The following is a 19,763-nucleotide window of genomic DNA, read 5'->3' on the forward strand; positions in this document are numbered from 1 at the left end:
ACGGGGTTTAAGTTGAAATGGGGTGCACCGATGTCTTTTTAAGCTCGGGGGTCACGCCGATTGCACGATGACGCCGGTTCTACCGCACCTGCACGACAACCTTGCCGGTCGCGGTCCGTTCATCCAGCGCCGCAACAGCATCGGCGGTCCGCTCCAGCGGGTAGAGCACCGGTTCGGGGGCGACGATGGCGCCCGAGGCCAGCAGCGGACCCACCTCGGCCCACTGCTCGGCCAGGTAGGTGGGGTGGGTCATCACCCATTCACCCCAGGCCGCGCCGACGACCTCCACATTCTTGAGCAGCAGCCGGTTCACCTTCACCGTCGGGATCTCGCCCGCGGTGAAGCCGACGACCAGCAGCCTGCCGCCGCCGGCCAGCGAGCGGACGCTGTCGGTGAAACGGTCACCGCCGACCGGGTCGAGGACGATGTCGACGCCGCGGCCGTCGGTGAGTTCCTTCACCGCGGCCAGCCAGCCCTCGGTCAGCACCACATCGGTGGCGCCGTTGGCCTTGGCCACCTGCGCCTTCGCCTCGGTGCTGACCACGGCGATCACCCGGCCCGCGCCGAGCGCCTTGGCCATGCGCAGCGTCGAGGTGCCGATACCGCCGGCCGCGCCGTGCACCAGCACGGTCTCGCCCTGGGCGATCCGGCCGCGGGTGGTCAGGCAGAAATGCACGGTGAGGTCGTTGAACAGGATGCCCGCGCCCGCCTCGAGGGAGACATTGTCGGGCAGTTTGAACACCGCGTTGCCAGGCGCGACGGCGACCTCGGCGACGGCATTGCCGAGCATGGTCAGCGCGGCGACTCGGTCACCGGCCACCAGCCCGGACTCCGCGGGCGCCTCGCGCACGACACCGGCGACCTCGCCGCCGACGACGAAAGGCAGGCCCGGCTTCATCTGGTAGAGGCCGCGGGTCATCAGCACATCGGGGAAGGCGATGCCCGCCGCGTGCACGTCGATCAGGACGCCGCCGGGGTAGGCCACGGGTTCGGGCAGGTCGACGATCTCGATCGCCGACGGTCCATCCAGCCGGGCGACCTGTGCTGCACGCATATCGGAAAACCTCTCTGTTGACATACTCCAGCCGAACATAGCCGGGGCCTGGGTTCAGCGATGGGCGAATTCCAGCATCGGCTCGCTCACCAGCTGTTCGCCGTTTTGGGTGATCGTCAGCCCGGACGCGGTCACCACGTAGCGGGTGTTGTCGGTCGGGTTGGTCGCGATGAAACCGCCGCCACCGGTCGGCACCGGGTCGTCGAGCTCGATGCCGAGGCCGTCGCTGGCCCTGGCGCCCTTGTAGTAGTACCGGTTGTCGCCGGTGTGGCAGATGACGATCCGTGAGCCGGTGGTGCGCGCGATGGTCATCGCCGCGTCGTTGTCGTTGCAGCGCGCTGCGCCGGCGAGGAAGCCCTGCCCGTCGGCGCCGGTGACGCTGGACTGCAGCGGCGGCACCGTGGTGACCACGGGTGTCGGCTGCTCGACCGCGCCGGTCGGTTCGGTCACGTCGGTCACCTCCACCGGCGGCAGTTCCATCGAACTGACCACCGGCGGATCGGCGACCGGAATGACTGGTTCGTCATCGATGCTCAGCATCACCCACACGGCCGCGCCGACCGCGGCGATCACGACCAGCGCGCCCAGCGCCCCGGCCAGGATCGGGGTCGACGAATCACGTTGCGGCGGTAGCGGCAACGGTGCGGAGGGATGGGTGTGCCCGCCGGGCCTGGTGGGCTGCTGCGCGGGCACCCGGTGGCCCGGCGGCGGTGTCCACTGGCGGGCGGCGGCCGCGGGGACCACCACCTGCGGACCCGACACCGTGGGCGGCGGATCGACGACGTCGTCGTAGGCGCGCGGGTCGACCGCCACCTGCGGACCCGACACCGTGGGCGGCGGGTCGGCGAGGTCAGAGGCGCGCGGGCCGACCGCCACCTGCGGACCCGACACCGTGGGCGGCGGGTTGACGACGTCGTAGGCGCGCGGGCCGGTCACCGGAGCGGACGCCGTCGCGGCCGACACCTGTGGACCGGGCACCGTGCTCGGCGCCGACCGCTCGGCCTGCACCAGCGCCGCGCGAGCTGCCCTGGCCAGGTGGCCGGGGCTGGCGTAACGCTGCTGCGGCCGCTTGGCCATGCCGCGTTCGACCACGGCGTCGAAGTGCGCCAGAAAGGTGTCGACGGCGCTGGGCCGCGGCGGCGGGGCCATCTGATGCGAGCCGATCGCGCCCGCGAGACTGTTCACCGGGAACGGGACCCGCCCGACCAGGCATTCGTAGAGCACGCAGGCCAGCGCGTAGGTGTCCACCGCCGGGCTCATCGGGACGTTCTCGAAGCGTTCCGGCGCCATGTAGGCCATCGAGCCGACCGCACTGCCCGCGCTGGTCAGCTGCGGGTCGGTGGCGGCGTGCGCGATCCCGAAATCGACCAGGTAGGCGAACAGGGAACCGGTGAGCAGGATATTGCCCGGTTTCACGTCGCGATGGACCAGGCCGAGCTCGTGCGCGGCGTCCAGGGCGGCGGCGATCTGCTCGACGACCTGCACCGATTCGGCCGGGGTCAGCCTGCCGTGCTCGGCCAGCCGGTCCTTGAGATCGACGCCTTTGACCAGGCGCATGTCGATATAGAGGACACCGTCGACCTCACCCCAGTCGTGCACCGGGATGACATGCGGTTCCTGCACCGTCGCCATGGCCTGGGATTCGCGGCGGAAACGCTGCACGTAGGTAGGGTCACCGGCCAGTTCCCGGTTGAGTATTTTGAGCGCGACGACGCGATTCTTGCTGGTGTCGAAGGCCTCGTAGACCTCCCCCATACCGCCGACTCCGAGGAGCCTGCGAATCTCATAGCGCCCGAACATCGAGCCCGACATCGCCCCGCCGGCCATCACTGCAGGCTACCGGGAGCGGGTAGGTATGTCATGTGTGACAACTGCCTCGGCGTGAGGGTGTGATCTGCGACCCGTAAAGTCGTCTGCAGAACTACGCAAGAAGTCGCGGCGCACCCTGGTGAGCCGTGCAAGGAGCACACGTGTCACTCGATCAGCCACTGGCCCCGCTTCCCCAGGAGGGCATGGGTTTCGCCACGGCGTGGCCCGTCCGGGCTGGCGACGTGGACCCCTATCACCGGCTGCGCTTGGATGCCGTGGCGCGCTACCTGTCCGACATCGCCTGGGACGAGCTGCATCAGACCACCCTGCACCGCACCGACCCCACCTGGATCGTGCGGCGCACCGTCATCGATGTGGTCCGCCCGATCGTCTGGCCCGACCAGGTGCGCCTGACCCGCTGGTGCGCGAGCATGTCCACCCGGTGGACGAACATGCGCACCCGGATCACCAGCGAGGGCGGCGGCCTGATCGAGACCGAAGGCTTCTGGATCAACCTCAGCGAATCGAGCAACCTGCCCGCCCGGATCAGCGACGACGGCCTGGCCTACCTGGCCAGGTCCACCGACGAGCACCGGTTGCGCTGGCGGCCCTATCTCACCGATCCGGCACCGCGCGAGTCCGACACCGATCTGCCGTTCCCGATCCGCGCGACCGATATCGACCAGTACAACCACGTCAACAACGCCTGCTACTGGCAGGCGGTCGAGCAGTACCTCGTCGACTATCCGAAGCTGGTCGCCGGGCCGCATCGCGCGGTGATCGAATACGTCGCGCCGGTGCTGGCACGCGAACACATCACCGTGCGCGCCCGCTACGAGCCCGGCGACGTGACCGGCAAGCTGACGCTGCGGCTGTGGTTCGTGGTCGGCGGCATCACCACGACCGTCGTCCGGATCATGCCACTACCTGAGTAGAAAGCCCCGGCCCCGCGCGGGACCGGGGCCGTCGACTACCCCTTGGCGGCCTTGAGCAGGTCGGCGCGGGTGGTGAACTTGACCCGCGGCCTGCCCGCCGACTTACCCGCCGACTTCTCGGCCTGGTCGATGGTCTTCCAGCCCTTGCGGTCGACCAGATCGGGCTGACGCTGTGCGAGCAGTGCCTGCAGGGCGGCCCGGTCGCCGGTCGGCGCGGTCAGCTTGCCCGCGATGAAATCGCTGATCAGCGCTTCCACCGTCTCCTCGGCATCGAGCCGGTTGGAACCGATCACGCCGCGCGGGCCGCGCTTGATCCAGCCCGAGACGTATACACCCGGAACGGGTTCGGTCGCCTCGATGACCCGGCCGTGTTCGCTGGGCACCGTGCCGCGGCGCTCGTCGAAGGGCAGCCCGGCCACCGGCACACCGCGGTAGCCGATCGCGCGCAGCACCAGGCCGGTGTCGAGGGTCTCGGTGCGGTCGGTGGCGGTGGCCACCAATTGCCCGTTCTCCTCGGTCAATTCGTTGTGCGCGAACTCGAGCGCGCGCGCGTGCTCCTCGCCGTGTACCGCGGTCGGTGTGGCCAGGTAGCGGAAGACGATCCGCTTGTTGGCCGGATCGGGCGTGGCCTGCGAGTACTCCTGGGCCAGCTGGTATTTCAGGCGCAGCGAGGGCTCGATGTTCGGGTCGTCGAGCTGGGCCCGGCTGTGCGGGTCCAGCTCCAGCTCGGCCGGATCGATGATCACATCGACGCCCTGCATGTGCGTGAGCGCCAGGAACTCCGGCGAGCTGTAGGCGCCCTGCAGCGGGCCGCGCCTGCCGAGGATCACCACCTCGCGGATATTGCTGCGGCGCAGCGCGTCCAGCGCGTGATCGGCGATATCGGTCTTGGCCAGCTCGTCCGGGTGGGCGGTGAGCACGCGGGCCACGTCGAGGGCGACGTTGCCGTTGCCGACGATCACCGCGCGCTCGCCGGACAGGTCGAACTCGCGCTCGGCGAAATCGGGGTGCCCGTTGTACCAGGCGACGAACTCGGTGGCCGAGTGGCTGCCGGGCAGGTCCTCGCCGGGCACACCGAGGCGGCGGTCGCTGGAGGCGCCGACGGCGTAGATCACCGCGTGGTGATGGGCGAGCAGCTCCTGGTGATCGATGTGCTCACCGACCTCCACATTGAGGTAGTACTGCAGGGTGTCGCGGCGGAACGCGGAGTCGAACATGTTCGCCACGCCCTTGGTACCCGAGTGGTCGGGCGCGACGCCGGCCCGGATCAGGCCCCACGGGGTCGGCAGCCGGTCGAACATCTCGACCTCGACGTCGCTGCGGCGCAGCAGCTCGTCGGCGGCGTAGCAGGCGGCCGGACCGGCGCCGACGATCGCGACGCGCAGCGTGCCGAGGTCCTTGGGCGGGCGCGCCGGCGTGCTGAGCGGATCGAAGTTCGACTCCAGCGGGTGGCGCTGGAAGTAGGCGGCGTTGATCTCGCGATACCTCGACAGCGAGGCGAGCAGGTCGTCCTCGGAGAAGATGGCGTCCACCGGGCAGGCGTCGACACAGGCTCCGCAGTCGATGCAGGTGTCAGGGTCGATGTGCAGCATTTCCGCCGTGGCGAACTCCGGCTGATCCGGAGTCGGGCGAATGCAGTCGACCGGGCACTCGGTAACGCAGCTGGCGTCGTTGCAACAACGCTGCGTGATGACGTAGGCCATGGGTGCAGATCCTCGAAATGTGTGGTCGGTGGCTCGAGACGGCACTGTCGAGCACCCGCGGCGGGGTATGCCGTGGGCAAATCGACGGTGACGCACCTTTCAGTGTGCCTCGAGTGTGACAGTGACCTCACCCGCGGGCCGGATTACGGTGGTCACATGGCGGCGACCCTGATCCTGATGCGGCACGGCAAATCGGCCTATCCCGACGGCGTGGGCGATCACGAACGCCCGCTGGCGCCGCGCGGGCAACGCGAGGCCGCGCTGGCCGGTGACTGGTTGCGCGCGACCCAGCCGGCGATCGACGCGGTGCGCTGCTCGACGGCCACCCGCACCAGGCAGACCCTCGCGGCCACCGGCGTCGCCGCCCCGGTGGAATACACCGGCGAGATCTACGAGGCGAACCCGCACACGCTGATCGAATTGATCCAGCTCACCGACGACGCGATCTCGACCCTGCTCGTCGTCGGCCATGTACCCGGAATCCCCTGGACCGCCTGGGAATTGGCGCACAACCGGGACTCCGAACAGGCCACCGAACTGAGCCGCAAGTTCCCGACCTCGGCGCTGGCGGTGCTCGAATTCGACCGGCCGTGGGCACAGGTCGACCCGGGGTCGGGCGAACTCACGTTCTTCCACGTCCCCCGCTGATCGCCGCCTACTTCAGCAGCTTGCCCCCGACGACGATCCCGACGCCGAGCAGCGCCAGCAGCACGAAGGCGACGAAGCCGTTCGTCAGCCACCACACCACGCCGAGTACCAGCACCACCGGAGCGACCGCGATCGCGGTGATCACGGGGCTCTCCTTGACCGTCTCCCAGGCCGAACGGGCCCGGATCCGGTCGATGTCCTTACCAGCCATGTGATCCAGACTACGTTCGTGTCGGTCCCCGGTGCCATGCTGAACGCCATGGATTGGAAAATCGAACTCGTTGCCATCCCGGTCACCGACGTCGATCGGGCCAAGGATTTCTACACCAGCATCGGCTTCAACGCCGATCACGACCACACACCGAGTCCCGACATCCGCTTCGTCCAGCTCACCCCGCCGGGTTCGGGTTGCTCGATCTGCCTCGGCCGCGGGCTCACCGAGGCCGCGCCCGGCAGTGTCGAGGGCATGCAGATGGTGGTCGCCAGCGCGCAGCAGGCCTACGAACAGCTCGTGGCCGCCGGTGTGGCGGCCACCCCGGTCCAGGACATGGGCTGGGGCAAGTTCACCTTCTTCGCCGATCCCGACGGCAACCGATGGGCCGTGCAGGAGCTGCCGAAGTACAACTGAATTCGCTCGTCCCGGGACAATGGCCCTTGCTTGGAGCGCACTCCAGGTGGATAGCGTCGACACGGTTCCACGAGAAGGGACGAGCAACGATGGATCCGGACGCGACCGCGCGCGACGGCGGTGCCGCCGAGCAGTTCGAACGCCCCCGATATTCGATCGGTGAGGTGGCCGAACGCTCGGGGCTCAGCCGCGACACCCTGCGCTGGTACGAGAAGATCGGCCTGATGGGCTACATCGGCCGCGACCACACCGGCAATCGCCGTTTCAGCGATCGCGACCTGGAGTGGCTCACGCTGATCACCCGGTTGCGGCTGACCGGCATGCCGGTGGCCGACATGATCCGCTACGCCGAACTGGTGCGTGCAGGCGAGCACACCTATCCGGAGCGGCTGGCGATGTTCCGGCAGACCAGATCCGACGTGCTCGACAAGATCGCGGAACTCCAGCAGACCGTGGCCGTCCTCGACTACAAGATCGCCGTCTACGAAGGCAGGCCGGCCACGCTGACCACGTCGACGAGCCAGGAGTAGCGGCCTGTGGTCGCGGCGGGCCGTGGCGCGCGGCGCTAGCATCGCGAGGGTGACCGAACGCCACGACCGCGTATGGATCGACAAGCAGCACCCGGCCATCTTCAAGGCGCTCAGCGCGACCGCCGCCGAGATCCGGGCCGCCGCCGGTGCCGCCGGGATCGAGCGACGGTTGATCGAGTTGATCAACCTGCGGGTCTCCCAGATCAACGGCTGCCCGTACTGCCTCGATGTGCACGAGCACGCTGGGCTGGGCGCCGGGTTGTCCGCGCAGGAGATCGCGGTGCTGCCGGCCTGGCGGCGCGGTGGCACCTATTCCGCCGCCGACCGGGCCGCGCTCGGGCTGGTCGAGGCGGTCACCACCCTGCCGGAGGAGGACCGCGCCGATCGGGAATACGAGATCGCGCGCGAGCATTGGTCCGAGGAACAGATCTCGGTGATCGTCTGGATCGCCGTCGCGATCGGCGCGTTCAATCGCGTGTCGATCCTGAGCGCGCACCCGGTTCCGGTGCGGAAGGAGCGCAAGAAGATGCCCGAGACCACCCCCGCCGCGCAGCCCGTTCCGGCCGAGGCCGAGCGCCGCGTCGTGCGCAACGACGAGCAGCACCGCTACGACGTGTTCTACGACGGCGAACTGGCCGGCTTCGCCGAGTACATCGAGCGTGGCGACGACACCGATTTCACCCACACCGAGATCGACGGCGCCTACGCGGGCAAGGGGCTGGGCAGCGTGCTCGCCCGGCTGGCGATCGAGGACGTGATCGCGCGCGGGCGCACCATCACCGCGCACTGCCCGTTCATCCGCGGCTGGCTGGACAAGCACCCCGAGTACGACGCGCACGTAGTCGGCAAGGGCATCACGAAATGAGCGACCTGGAGGCCGATCCCACCGAGGCGCTGTGCGAGCCGTCGCCCGGACCGGGACCGATCTCCGAGCTGTATCCGGCCAGGGAGGTCCCGCTCGGCGGCGTGCGCGGGGTGTATGTGGAACGCACACTGCCACAACGGGATCTGCCGACCGTGGGCGCGTGGTGTTTCCTGGACCGGTTCGGTTCGCCGACCGTCACCCGGACCGGCGCGTCGCCCGATATCCTGCCGCATCCGCACATCGGCCTGCAGACGGTCACCTGGCCGCTGGACGGCCGGATCCGGCACCGTGATTCGGTGGGCTCGGATGTGGAGATCGAGCCGGGTCAGCTGAATCTGATGACCTCCGGGCGCGGGATCGCGCATTCGGAGTTCGGGGTGCCGGGCGCGGCCGCGGGCAACGGCCTGCAGTTGTGGATCGCGTTGCCCGGCAGCGCGCGCGAGGACGCGCCGCATTTCGAGCAGCATCGCGAGCTGCCGGTGTACGAAGAGCCGGGTCTGCGGGCCACGGTGCTGATCGGTTCGCTCGGCGGGGTCACCTCGCCCGCGCGGGCCTACTCACCGATCGTCGGCGCCGATATCGTGCTCGACCCGGGCGCCGAGGTGCGGCTGCCGGTGGAGCGGGCCTTCGAGCACGCGGTGCTGGTGATCGCGGGGACGGTCGAGGTCGACGGGGTGGAATTGTCCGCCGGTCCGCTGCTGTATCTGGGCACCGACCGCGCCGAGCTGCGGCTGACCAGTACCGAGGGCGCGCATTTCGCGCTGCTCGGCGGCGAGCCGTTCGCCGAGGAGCTGGTGATGTGGTGGAACTTCGTCGCCCGCAGCCACGAGGAGATCCTCGTGGCGCGCGAGGCCTGGGAAGCCCGCGACATCAGCCGTTTTCCCACGGTGCTCGGCCACGGCCCCGACCAGCGGATTCCCGCGCCGCCGCTGCCGCCGCTGCGGTTGAAGCCGCGCAAACGCGCGACCGGCTGCACCCACCGCTGATCCGGCGCCTGCCGTGGCACCGGATCAGCCTGCGGTCAGCGGCCTTCGGCGAGCAGGGCGTCCAGGGCGCGGTAGCTGCGCCCGTCACCGAGGTCCGTTCGTTCGAGGAATTCTCCGAGACGGGGGTCATCTCGAAGCGCTCGGCCAGCTCGCTGATACTGGCGGGCCCACGCCCGAGCTGCTCGCGGATGCCCCGCCGGGTGGGGTCCGCGAGCGCCCCGAACGAGGCATCCAGGAAGTCATACGGGTGGCGTCACGCATTCGGCGAAAACCGTGGACGGCCGGGCCGGTTAACTACTACGCTTTGTCGTAGACATCGACTCGAGGGGGATCACATGGACCAGGCCACCTGTTGCGTCGTGGGCGGCGGACCGGCCGGCATGATGACCGGGCTGCTGCTCGCCAGGGCGGGCGTGCGGGTCACCGTGCTGGAGAAGCACGCCGACTTCCTGCGCGACTTCCGCGGCGACACCGTCCACCCGTCGACGGTGCGGCTGCTCGACGAACTCGGCCTCGGCGACGATTTCGCCCAGCTCCCCCAAGCCGCGCTGACCAAGATGCACATGTATGCCGGGGACCGGCTGGTCCTCGCCGCCGACCTCACCCGGATTCCCGGCCGGTACCGGCACATCGCGATGGTGCCGCAGTGGGACTTCCTCGACCTGCTGGCCCGCGCCGCCGCCACCGAACCCACCTTCACCCTGCTGATGCCCGCGACCGCCACCGGCCTGATCCACGACGGCGATACCGTCACCGGCGTGCGCTACCGCGACGCCGACGGCGCCGAACAGGCCCTGCGCGCCGATCTGGTGATCGCCTGCGACGGCCGCGATTCCGTGGCGCGCGAGGCCGCGGGCCTGTGTCAGCAGCGCGAGGACGTCCCGATGGACATGTGGTTCTTCCGCATCCCGAAATCCGCCGACGACCCCGTGGGTGACGCGTCACAGGTTCGCTTCACCAGCGGAAACTCCGCGGTCGCGATCGATCGAGGTGACTACTACCAGACCGGCTACCTCATCGAGAAGGGCAGCGACGCGACACTGCGTGCCACGCACGAGGTGAGCTGGCTGCGCGAGCGCGTCGGCGAACTCTTCGGCTGGCCCGAGACGGCGACCGCGGCGATTCGTTCCTGGGACGATGTCAAGCTGCTCGATGTCACCGTCGGCATACTGGAGCAGTGGTACGTGCCGGGTCTGCTGTGCATCGGCGACGCCGCGCACGCGATGTCACCGGTCGGCGGAGTCGGAGTGAATCTCGCGATCCAGGACGCCGTGGCCGCTGCCCGGATCCTGGCCGCACCACTGCTCGACCGTGCCGTCGACATCACCCACCTGCGCCAGGTCCAACGCCGACGCCTGTTGCCCGCCAGCTTCACCCAGCGCTCCCAACGGGCCGAGCACGAGATGCTGATCGCCCCCGCGCTGCGCGGAACGCTGCGCGCCGCCCCACTGCCGCTGCGGATCGTCGACTCTGTACCGATGCTGGCCGGGCTCGCCGCCTACGTCGGCGGCATCGGCATCCGCCCCGAGCATGCACCGGACTTCGCCCGTCGTCCGAGCGGCGAAACGCCTCAGCACACCACGGCGCGCTGAGGCGGAGACCGGACCCGCCGCCGTGACTTTCCGAAACGGCGCGCAGCGGTTAGGTTTGCCGCGACGAGCGGGACGACCTGTCCCGGCTGGATGTGCGGGAGGCTTGGCGGGATGAGGATCGGCACTGTGCTCGGAGCAGCGCTGCTGGCGGCGGGGGTCACCCTGTCGGCGACCGGGATCGGCGCCGCCGACCCCACCCAGCCCGGCATCACCCCGCTGCCCGCCCCCGCGGACACCCAGCCCGGCGTCACCGTTGCACCCGCGCCGACGACCGGATCCGCCCCGGCGGGTACCCAGCCCGGCATCCAGCTGCTGCCCGCGCTGCGCGGTACCGACAAAGCCGTGGACTACGCGGTCGCGGTGTCGCAGGATCGGCGCGCGGTGGTGACCACGCTCGACGCGGGCCGGTTCGACCTCGTGCACGACGCGCAGGTCGTCACCGTCACCGATGCCGCCGGCGCGGTGATCGCGGCGCTGCCGATGGCCGTGCGGCTCGGCCAGCACACCGTGTCGCTGACCCCCGCGATCGACCCCACCGGCACCCGCCTCACACTCACCCCGATCGGCGAGTCCGACACTCCCGTACGCGATATCAGCGCCCAGGAACGCTTCTTCGCCGAGACCCAACGGCTGCAACCGCAGATCATCGAAGGCGCGGCGATCGGGGCGGCGATCGGTTTCGTGCTCGGCTTCCCGCTCGGGCTGTTCGTGCTGGACTTCATCACCGTGCCGGTGGCGACCGTGGCCGGCGCGGCGATCGGGGCGATGGCGGGATACGCGATGGCGGGTGGCCAGCCCGCGGTCGACACCGCGATCGCCTACCTCACCGGGGCACCCTGAGCCGTCAGGCCGGACTGAGGCGCTGCGAGCCGATCACCCGCAGCAGCGCCATCTTCTCCGCGGCATCGGTGCCGGGGCGCGGCAGGTAGACCAGCAGTCGCTGCGCCGCGTTCCGGGTGACCAGCACTTCGCAGACGGTGTCGATCAGCCCGACCTCGGGATGCCGGAACCGCTTGACGTCGGTGACCCGCACCGCCACCTCATGCTCGTTCCACAGTTCCTCGAATTCCGCGCTGCTGCCGCGCAATTCGGCGATATAGGCGGCGACCTCGGGATCGTCGGCCCGGCGCGCGGCGACGGCCCGCAGATCGGCGACGTGGCTGCGGGCGAGCCGGTCCCAATCCTCTTCCGGGAACAGGGCTCTGGCGGCGGGATCGGTGAACCAGCGCCACGCGTAATAGCGGTCGAGACCGCGCTGGGCGCCGTGGTCGCCCGCGAGCAGGGTGTGCATGCGGTTCTGCACGAGCACCTCTCCGAGTTCGGTGATCACGGCGGCGGGGGTGTCGTCGAGTTTGTCCAGCATGTGCAGCAGTCCGGGGCCGACGTGCTTGTCGCGCAGCTCCCGATCCGGGGACGGATGCCCGCACAGGTGGAACAGGTGGTCGCGTTCGTCGTCGCTGAGCCGCAGCACGCGGGCGAGGGCGGTCAGCACCTGGGTCGACGGTCGCGGTCCACGGGCTTGCTCGAGCCGGGTGTAATAGTCGGTCGACATGCCGGTGAGCAGGGCGACCTCATCGCGGCGCAGCCCCGGCGTCCGCCTGCGCACGCCGGGTGGCAGGCCCACCTCGGCGGGCGTGAGCTGTTCGCGGTGCCTGCGCAGGAAGTCGGCGAGCTCGGGGCGGTTCATCCCTCCATGGTGCGCGTACCGGCGCGCCCCAGCCAGGGATCGCCGGTCCCCCGATCCGCGCTCTCTGCCGCACCACGCGCGCCCGGCGCAGGCTGTGGTCATGACGAACACACAGATCACCACCGCCCGAACCACGCTCGGTAGCACCGGCCCCGCGGTCAGCCGCCTCGGGCTCGGCGCGATGGGCATGTCCGGCGCCTACGGCGCCGCCGACGACCAGGAATCCACCGCCACCCTGCACGCCGCCATCGACGCGGGTATCAATCTGATCGACACCGGCGACTTCTACGCCGCGGGCCACAACGAACTGCTGATCGGCAAGGCCATCGCCGAACGGCCACGCGAGGACGTCGTGCTGAGCGTGAAGTTCGGCGCGCTGCGCGGCCCCGACGGCGGGTGGAGCGGGTTCGACGGCCGCCCCGCCGCCGTGCGCAACTTCCTCACCTACAGCCTGACCCGCCTCGGTGTCGACCACGTCGACGTCTACCGGCCCGCGCGCCTGGACCCCGGGGTCCCGATCGAGGACACCGTCGGCGCCATCGCCGAGCTGGTCCAGGCCGGATACGTGCGCCACATCGGCCTGTCCGAGATCGGCGCCGACACCCTGCGCCGCGCCGCCGCGGTGCACCCGATCACCGATCTGCAGATCGAGTACTCGCTGCTCTCACGGGGCATCGAGAGCGAGATCCTGCCAGTCGCCAGGGAACTCGGTGTCGGTGTCACCGCCTACGGTGTGCTCTCGCGCGGCCTGCTCAGCGACACCTTCCGCGCCGGTGCCGCCCCGACCGATGTCACCGACTTCCGCACCCACAGCCCGCGTTTCCAGGGCGAGAACCTCACCCGCAACCTGCGTCTGGTCGAGGCGCTCGCGGATCTCGCTGCGACCAAGGGGGTTTCGGTCGCCCAGCTGGCGATCGCCTGGGCACTGCACCGTGGCACCGATATCGTGCCGGTGATCGGCACCCGCCACCGTGCCCGGCTGGCCGAGGCGCTCGACGCCGTGGTGATCAGCCTGAGCCCGGCGGAACTGGCCGCGATCGAGGCGGCCGCCCCCGCCGCGGCCGTCGCGGGCGCGCGCTATGCCCCCGCGCAGATGGCCATGCTCGACAGCGAGCGCTGACCCGCACGAATCCGTCGCCGTCCTCGGCTACCGTTGACACACAAGTGGACTCCCGCACCAGCGCCGGAGACGCACGTTGTGAGTGGGTGGTGAGAGACGTGTTCGACCCGCTGGCCGATATCGACCGGGCACTGGCCGAGCAGGCCGGCTGGACCTGGTTCGACGACTACCTGCTGTACACGTGCGGGGTCGTCGAACTGCTCGCGAGCGGGCGGGTCACCCAGATCCCGTCCGCCGCGACCCGGGTCCGGCTCGACCCCGGCGAAACCTGCCTGGCCGACGGCGGCGTCCAATGGTTCAGCTGGCGTGGCCTCGGCGACAGTCGCGGCGCCCGGGGCCGGACCCCACTGGGGTCGATTGCGCCACTGGGCACCACCTCGCGTCGGCTGCGGGCCGAGGCGGCCGGACCGCGGTGGGTGGCGGAGCGGCCGGGGACCGCGATGGTGTCGAATCACCGGATCCACCTGGCCAATCCGGAGCGGTCGTTCTCGCTGCACTGGTCGGCGCTGGAGAGCGTCGACCTCACCGCGGCCGACCTGGTCGCCTGCCGGTTCCCGGATCACAGCCGCAAGTTGCAGCAGTTGCAGGTCCGCAGCGCGTGGGCGCCACTGATCTTCGTCACCGCGGCACTGCGGCACTTCCCGCAACATCCGCTGCTGCGGACCGGCGCCTGGCTGCCCGCCGGATTCGAGGACAAATGCCATCTCGCGGGCAAGAAATGCCCGAAGGTGCGTTCGCTCTGACGTGGTGACTTCGACCCGTGACAACGCGACCCGGATGCGGTCCGGCCTGTTGTTCGCGCTGGCATCCGCCACCTCCTTCAGCCTGTCCGGCCCGCTCGCGCGCGGGCTGATGAACGCGGGCTGGAGCTCGGCCTCGGTCGTGGCCGTGCGGGTCCTGCTGGCGGGGATCGTGCTCCTGCCACTGGCACTCCCCCAGCTGCGCGGCAACTGGAATATGGTGCGCGCCAACGCGAAACTCATCATCGCGTACGGCCTGGTCGCCGTCGCGGGCACCCAGCTCGCCTATTTCAACGCGGTCGCGCACATGACGGTCGGGGCTGCGCTGCTGATCGAATACACCGCGCCGGTCGCCGTCGTCGGCTGGATGTGGGCGCGGCATCGGCAGCGGCCCGGGGTCGCGACCATCATCGGCGCCGCTCTCGGCATCCTCGGCCTGCTGCTGGTACTCGATGTGCTGTCAGGTCTGTCCACCGACCCCGTCGGCATCGCCTGGGCCCTGACAGCGATGTTCGGCGGCGCGGCGTACTTCGTGCTCTCCGCACACGGCGGCGAACTGCCCGGCACTGTCCTCGCCGCAGGCGGGCTGCTCATCGGCGGAGTCACCCTGCTGCTGGCCGGCGCGGCGGGCATCGTGCCGTTGCACGCAACCACCGAGCCGGTCGTCTTCGCCGGCTTCCACACACCCTGGTGGGTCCCGGTACTGGTCATCGGCATCGTCACCGCCGCCATCGCCTACGTCACCGGCATCGCCGCCACTCGCCGCCTCGGCTCCCGCCTGGCCTCCTTCATCGCACTCACCGAAGTCCTCGCCGCCCTCCTGTTCGCCTGGGCCCTACTCGGCGAAGCCCCCCGCCCGATCCAACTACTCGGTGGCACCCTGATCCTGCTCGGCGTGATCACCGTCCGCCTCGGCGAACCCGAAACCATCGCCCTCGGCGACCCCGAAGCCCAAACCGCCGCCGACGACATCACTGCAGCACACCCCGACTCACCGAATCACCAGCGGTAGCTGAGGGAGGCCACCTCCATATCCTCAGTTGTCGATTATCTGACGCCATAGTGAGGGGATGACATCAGATACCTTGTGGCCGGGTCCGAAACCAGCACCGTCCAACTGTCGTCGCGGGAGCCTAAGGAACTACGTTGATGTAGTCGAGCCCCGCTGTGCGGACCGCACGGAAGTGATGGTCGGCCGTGGCGATGTCCTGGACTTGCAGGCGCTCCGCGACGGCGATCAGTGAGGCATCGGCCGCACCGAGCGGGAAGAGGGCCGCCAGTCGGTCAGGGGTACCGGACTTGACCAGGCGCAGCAATGCCTCGCGGGCCGCCGGGGCGGTCTCGGGTCGTAACTGCTCGACCAACCGGTGTAGCTCGGGGTAGTGGTCATAGGCCGCGGTCATGAGTCCCGCGATACCGAAACGACTCGGCCCCGAACGACGAACGCCCCGCTCCACGAAGGAGCGGGGCGTTCAGGGTACTGCCTAGCGGTAGTCGCTGAAGCCGTAGTCGTCCAGCGGCACTGCGGCGCCGGTGGAGGAGCCGAAGCTGTCCGGCGAGTAGTAGGTGTCGTCGTAGGACGGCACCGCGTACGCGGCGGCACGGGCTTCTTCGGTCGGCTGCACCTGGATGTTGCGGTAACGGTTGATACCGGTACCGGCCGGGATGAGCTTACCGATGATCACGTTCTCCTTCAGGCCGATCAGCTTGTCGGAGCGGCAGTTGATGGCCGCGTCCGTCAGCACTCGGGTGGTCTCCTGGAAGGAGGCCGCCGACAGCCACGAATCGGTGGCCAGCGACGCCTTGGTGATACCCATCAGCACCGGACGGCCGGAGGCGGGCTCGCCACCCTCGGCCACCACGCGACGGTTCGAGGCCTCGAACTCGGCACGCTCGGTGAGCGAACCGGGCAGGAACTCGGTCGCACCCGAATCGATGATCGTCACGCGACGCAGCATCTGGCGCACGATGACCTCGATGTGCTTGTCGTGGATCGACACACCCTGCGAGCGGTAGACCTCCTGGACCTCGTGGACCAGGTGGACCTGCACCTGACGGGGACCCATCACGCGCAGCACCTCGTGCGGATCGGCAGCGCCCTCGAGCAGCTGCTGACCCACCTCCACGTGGTCACCGTCGGCCAGCAGGCGCTCGGTGCCGTCGTCGTGCTTGAACACACGCAGACGCTGACGCTTCGAGAGCTTGTCGTAGACGACCTCGTCCGACCCGTCATCAGGGATGATCGTGATCTTGTAGAAGCGGTCGTCGTCCTCGAGGCGCACCCGGCCCGAGACCTCAGCGATCGGCGCCTTGCCCTTGGGGACACGGGCCTCGAAGAGCTCCTGGACACGCGGCAGACCACCGGTGATGTCGTCGCCGGCGACACCACCCTGGTGGAAGGTACGCATGGTCAGCTGGGTACCCGGCTCACCGATGGACTGGGCGGCGACGATGCCGACGGCCTCGCCGATGTCGACCAGCTTGCCGGTGGCCATCGAACGGCCGTAGCAGGTGGCGCAGACGCCGGTGCCGGTGGTGCAGGTCAGCACGGAGCGGACCTTCACCTCGGTGATGCCGGCGTCGAGCAGCGCCTCCAGCGCCGGGTCGCCGAGGTCGGCGCCCTTGGCCACCACGACATTGCCCTTGGCGTCGACCGCGTCGGACGCGAGCGTCCGGGCGAAGGTCGAGGTCTCGACGTGGGCGTCGCGGATGATCGTGCCGTCGGCCAGCTTCTCCGCGATCGGCACGACGATGCCGCGCTCGGTGCCACAGTCGTGCTCGCGCACGATGACATCCTGCGAGACGTCGACCAGACGACGGGTCAGGTAACCCGAGTCGGCGGTACGCAGCGCGGTATCGGCCAGACCCTTACGAGCACCGTGGGTGTTGATGAAGTACTCGAGCACGGTCAGGCCCTCACGGAAGGAGGACTTGATCGGGCGCGGGATGAACTCACCCTTCGGGTTCGTCACCAGGCCCTTCATACCGGCGAGGGTACGGGTCTGGGTGAAGTTACCGGTCGCACCCGAGTCGACGATCGTGATGATCGGGTTGTCGGCCGGGTAGTGCGAACGCAGCGCCGTACCGACCTCTTCGGTCGCTTCCTGCCAGATCTTGACCAGGGCGTTGTTGCGCTCCTGGTGATCGAGCGCACCACGCTGGTACTTCTTCTCGATCTGATCCGCCATGGCCTCGTACCGCTCCATGATGTCGGCCTTCTCCGGCGGAACGAGCACGTCCGACATGGAGACGGTGACACCCGAACGCGTGGCCCAGTAGAAGCCGGCGTCCTTGAGCTTGTCGACGGTCTGCGCGACCACGATCATCGGGTAGCGCTCGGCCAGATCGTTGATGATCGTGGCCTGCCGCTTCTTCGGCATCGGCTCGTTGATGAACGCGTAGTCCGCCGGGAGCAGATCGTTGAACAGCACGCGACCCAGAGTGGTCTCGGCCAGCCACGCCTCTCCGCGGTGCCAGCCCTCCGGGAACAGCTCCGTCTCGATTTCGCGCGGCGGGCGCTGCTCGGTGAGCCGCACCTTGATCAGCGAACGCACGGTGAGTTCACCGCGGTCCACGGCCATCTGCGCCTCGGCGGGCGAGGAGTACACGCCCTGCTCGGCCTCGTCCTTGGTGGCCGCCCGGTAGGTGCCGACACCCTTCTCGTCGAGACGAGTCAGGTAGAACAGGCCGGTCACCATGTCCAGACGCGGCATCGCCAGCGGGCGACCCGAGGCCGGGGACAGGATGTTGTTCGACGACAGCATCAGGATGCGCGCCTCGGCCTGCGCCTCCGCCGACAGCGGCAGGTGCACGGCCATCTGGTCACCGTCGAAGTCGGCGTTGAACGCCTCACACACCAGCGGGTGCAGCTGGATGGCCTTGCCTTCGACCAGCTGCGGCTCGAAGGCCTGGATACCCAGGCGGTGCAGGGTGGGCGCGCGGTTCAGCATCACCGGGTGCTCGGCGATGACCTCTTCGAGGACATCCCACACCTGGGCGCGCTGACGCTCGACCATCCGCTTGGCGGACTTGATGTTCTGCGCGTGGTTGAGATCGACCAGACGCTTCATCACGAACGGCTTGAACAGCTCGAGCGCCATCAGCTTGGGCAGACCACACTGGTGCAGCTTCAGCTGCGGACCGACCACGATGACCGAACGGCCCGAGTAGTCGACACGCTTGCCGAGCAGGTTCTGCCGGAAACGACCCTGCTTGCCCTTGAGCAGATCGCTCAGCGACTTCAGCGGGCGGTTACCCGGACCGGTGACCGGACGGCCACGACGGCCGTTGTCGAACAGCGCGTCGACGGACTCCTGCAGCATCCGCTTCTCGTTGTTGACGATGATCTCGGGCGCGCCCAGATCGATCAGTCGCTTGAGGCGGTTGTTGCGGTTGATCACGCGGCGGTACAGGTCGTTCAGGTCGGAGGTGGCGAAACGGCCACCGTCGAGCTGAACCATCGGGCGCAGCTCCGGCGGGATCACCGGAACGGCGTCGAGCACCATGCCCATGGGCGAGTTGCCGTTGGCCTGGAAGGCCGCGACGACCTTGAGCCGCTTGAGCGCGCGCAGCTTCTTCTGGCCCTTGCCCGAGCGAATGGTCTCGCGCAGGTTCTCGGCCTCGGCCTCGATGTCGAAGTTCTCCATCAGCTTCTGGATGGACTCCGCACCCATGGCGCCGGTGAAGTACTCGCCGTAGCGGTCGACGAGCTCGCGGTAGAGCACCTCGTCGACGATGAGCTGCTTGACGGCCAGCTTGGTGAAGGTGGTCCAGATCTCGTCGAGACGATCCAGCTCACGCTGGGCGCGGTCGCGCAGCTGACGCATCTCGCGCTCGCCGCCGTCCTTGACCTTGCGGCGCACGTCGGACTTGGCGCCTTCGGCCTCGAGCTCGGCCAGGTCGGCCTCGAGCTTCTGCGCGCGGGCCTCGAGATCGGCGTCGCGCTGATCGGCGACAGCCTTCTTCTCGACCTCCATCTCGGCTTCGAGGGTGCTGAGCTCGTTGTGGCGCAGCTCCTCGTCGACACCGACGATGACGTAGGCGGCGAAGTAGATGATCTTCTCGAGATCCTTCGGCGCCAGATCCAGCAGGTAGCCAAGGCGCGAGGGCACGCCCTTGAAGTACCAGATGTGGGTGACCGGCGCGGCCAGCTCGATGTGGCCCATCCGCTCACGACGCACCTTGGCGCGAGTCACCTCGACGCCACAGCGCTCACAGATGATGCCCTTGAAGCGGACACGCTTGTACTTGCCGCAGTAGCACTCCCAGTCCCGGGTGGGGCCGAAGATCTTCTCGCAGAAGAGCCCGTCCTTCTCCGGCTTGAGCGTGCGGTAGTTGATGGTCTCCGGCTTCTTGACCTCACCGAAAGACCAGTTTCGGATGTCTTCAGCGGTGGCCAGGCCGATCCGGAGTTCATCGAAGAAGTTGACGTCTAGCACGTAACTTCCTTTCCCCTGTTCGGGTCGA

18 protein-coding genes and 1 pseudogene are annotated in these 19,763 nt (G+C 69.0%); 11 read left to right on the forward strand and 8 right to left on the reverse strand.

The features are described from left to right. Nucleotides 1-79 precede the first annotated feature (79 nt). Together ACFXK0_RS13520 and ACFXK0_RS13525 are read right to left on the reverse strand one after the other, a co-directional pair. Nucleotides 80-1,054 (reverse strand): NADPH:quinone oxidoreductase family protein, encoded by a 975-nt coding sequence (locus tag ACFXK0_RS13520; RefSeq protein ID WP_379410439.1) that lies wholly within the window; start codon nt 1,052-1,054, stop codon nt 80-82. A gap of 54 nt (nt 1,055-1,108) precedes the next feature. Then, the gene (locus tag ACFXK0_RS13525) at nt 1,109-2,881 is read right to left on the reverse strand and encodes a protein kinase (protein WP_379410440.1); all 1,773 of its coding nucleotides are present in this window, start codon (nt 2,879-2,881) and stop codon (nt 1,109-1,111) included. 143 nt (nt 2,882-3,024) lie between these two features. Between ACFXK0_RS13525 and ACFXK0_RS13530 the strand changes: the two genes are divergently transcribed. Beyond that, complete coding sequence (locus tag ACFXK0_RS13530; protein ID WP_379410441.1) at nt 3,025-3,798, forward strand: acyl-[acyl-carrier-protein] thioesterase; 774 nt, start codon at nt 3,025-3,027, stop codon at nt 3,796-3,798. A 35-nt stretch (nt 3,799-3,833) separates the two neighbouring features. On the opposite strand, the gene ACFXK0_RS13535 is transcribed toward ACFXK0_RS13530, so the two are convergent. After that, on the reverse strand, nt 3,834-5,501 hold the full coding sequence (locus ACFXK0_RS13535) for an FAD-dependent oxidoreductase (RefSeq protein ID WP_379410442.1): 1,668 nt from the start codon (nt 5,499-5,501) through the stop codon (nt 3,834-3,836). Between the two features lie 156 nt (nt 5,502-5,657). Here ACFXK0_RS13535 and ACFXK0_RS13540 point away from each other — a divergent pair, with 156 nt between their 5' ends. Then, nucleotides 5,658-6,149, forward strand: a complete 492-nt coding sequence (locus ACFXK0_RS13540) for a SixA phosphatase family protein (protein ID WP_379410443.1) — start codon at nt 5,658-5,660, stop codon at nt 6,147-6,149. Nucleotides 6,150-6,156: 7 nt separating this feature from the next. Here the strand turns inward: ACFXK0_RS13540 and ACFXK0_RS13545 are convergent, their stop codons facing one another. Then, nucleotides 6,157-6,360 carry a hypothetical protein gene (locus ACFXK0_RS13545; RefSeq protein ID WP_019049371.1) on the reverse strand — a complete coding sequence of 68 codons (204 nt, stop codon included), beginning with the start codon at nt 6,358-6,360 and terminating at the stop codon, nt 6,157-6,159. 48 nt (nt 6,361-6,408) lie between these two features. Between ACFXK0_RS13545 and ACFXK0_RS13550 the strand changes: the two genes are divergently transcribed. The 4 genes from ACFXK0_RS13550 (at nt 6,409) to ACFXK0_RS13565 (ending at nt 9,158) form a co-directional block, all read left to right on the forward strand. Beyond that, complete coding sequence (locus tag ACFXK0_RS13550) at nt 6,409-6,777, forward strand: VOC family protein (protein ID WP_379410444.1); 369 nt, start codon at nt 6,409-6,411, stop codon at nt 6,775-6,777. Nucleotides 6,778-6,866: 89 nt separating this feature from the next. Further along, entirely contained in the window at nt 6,867-7,307 is a 441-nt protein-coding gene (locus tag ACFXK0_RS13555) for a MerR family transcriptional regulator (protein ID WP_379410446.1), read from the forward strand. A 49-nt stretch (nt 7,308-7,356) separates the two neighbouring features. Next, complete coding sequence (locus ACFXK0_RS13560; RefSeq protein ID WP_379410447.1) at nt 7,357-8,172, forward strand: GNAT family N-acetyltransferase; 816 nt, start codon at nt 7,357-7,359, stop codon at nt 8,170-8,172. Beyond that, nucleotides 8,169-9,158: a pirin family protein gene (locus tag ACFXK0_RS13565; RefSeq protein ID WP_379410448.1), complete on the forward strand. Its 990-nt coding sequence runs from the start codon at nt 8,169-8,171 to the stop codon at nt 9,156-9,158. Before ACFXK0_RS13560 ends, ACFXK0_RS13565 begins: the two co-directional genes overlap by 4 nt. A gap of 124 nt (nt 9,159-9,282) precedes the next feature. Here ACFXK0_RS13565 and ACFXK0_RS13570 read toward each other — a convergent pair. Continuing rightward, nucleotides 9,283-9,393: pseudogene (locus tag ACFXK0_RS13570) on the reverse strand (helix-turn-helix domain-containing protein); the annotation flags it as partial. Nucleotides 9,394-9,493: 100 nt separating this feature from the next. On the opposite strand from ACFXK0_RS13570, the gene ACFXK0_RS13575 reads away from it, so the two are divergent. Both ACFXK0_RS13575 and ACFXK0_RS13580 read left to right on the forward strand, forming a co-directional pair. Beyond that, nucleotides 9,494-10,750: an FAD-dependent oxidoreductase gene (locus ACFXK0_RS13575; protein WP_379410449.1), complete on the forward strand. Its 1,257-nt coding sequence runs from the start codon at nt 9,494-9,496 to the stop codon at nt 10,748-10,750. A gap of 111 nt (nt 10,751-10,861) precedes the next feature. Then, complete coding sequence (locus ACFXK0_RS13580) at nt 10,862-11,590, forward strand: hypothetical protein (protein ID WP_379410450.1); 729 nt, start codon at nt 10,862-10,864, stop codon at nt 11,588-11,590. A 4-nt stretch (nt 11,591-11,594) separates the two neighbouring features. Here the strand turns inward: ACFXK0_RS13580 and ACFXK0_RS13585 are convergent, their stop codons facing one another. After that, nucleotides 11,595-12,437 carry a helix-turn-helix transcriptional regulator gene (locus tag ACFXK0_RS13585; protein ID WP_379410451.1) on the reverse strand — a complete coding sequence of 281 codons (843 nt, stop codon included), beginning with the start codon at nt 12,435-12,437 and terminating at the stop codon, nt 11,595-11,597. Between the two features lie 100 nt (nt 12,438-12,537). Between ACFXK0_RS13585 and ACFXK0_RS13590 the strand changes: the two genes are divergently transcribed. The 3 genes from ACFXK0_RS13590 to ACFXK0_RS13600 all read left to right on the forward strand — a co-directional run bounded on the left by ACFXK0_RS13590 (nt 12,538) and on the right by ACFXK0_RS13600 (nt 15,309). Next, nucleotides 12,538-13,557, forward strand: a complete 1,020-nt coding sequence (locus ACFXK0_RS13590) for an aldo/keto reductase (RefSeq protein ID WP_379410452.1) — start codon at nt 12,538-12,540, stop codon at nt 13,555-13,557. A gap of 89 nt (nt 13,558-13,646) precedes the next feature. Then, nucleotides 13,647-14,300, forward strand: a complete 654-nt coding sequence (locus ACFXK0_RS13595) for a hypothetical protein (protein ID WP_379410453.1) — start codon at nt 13,647-13,649, stop codon at nt 14,298-14,300. 1 nt (nt 14,301) lies between these two features. After that, nucleotides 14,302-15,309, forward strand: coding sequence for a DMT family transporter (locus tag ACFXK0_RS13600; protein WP_379410454.1), 1,008 nt, complete (start codon nt 14,302-14,304; stop codon nt 15,307-15,309). A gap of 121 nt (nt 15,310-15,430) precedes the next feature. Here ACFXK0_RS13600 and ACFXK0_RS13605 read toward each other — a convergent pair whose 3' ends face one another. Further along, a complete protein-coding gene (locus tag ACFXK0_RS13605) occupies nt 15,431-15,700 on the reverse strand; it encodes a hypothetical protein (RefSeq protein WP_379410455.1) in 270 nt (89 codons plus the stop codon). A gap of 81 nt (nt 15,701-15,781) precedes the next feature. Next, nucleotides 15,782-19,735, reverse strand: a complete 3,954-nt coding sequence (locus ACFXK0_RS13610) for a DNA-directed RNA polymerase subunit beta' (protein WP_379410456.1) — start codon at nt 19,733-19,735, stop codon at nt 15,782-15,784. Nucleotides 19,736-19,763 lie beyond the last annotated feature (28 nt).

Origin of the sequence: Nocardia sp. NPDC059177 (assembly GCF_042755165.1) — a bacterium.
In the GTDB taxonomy this organism is placed as follows: domain Bacteria; phylum Actinomycetota; class Actinomycetes; order Mycobacteriales; family Mycobacteriaceae; genus Nocardia.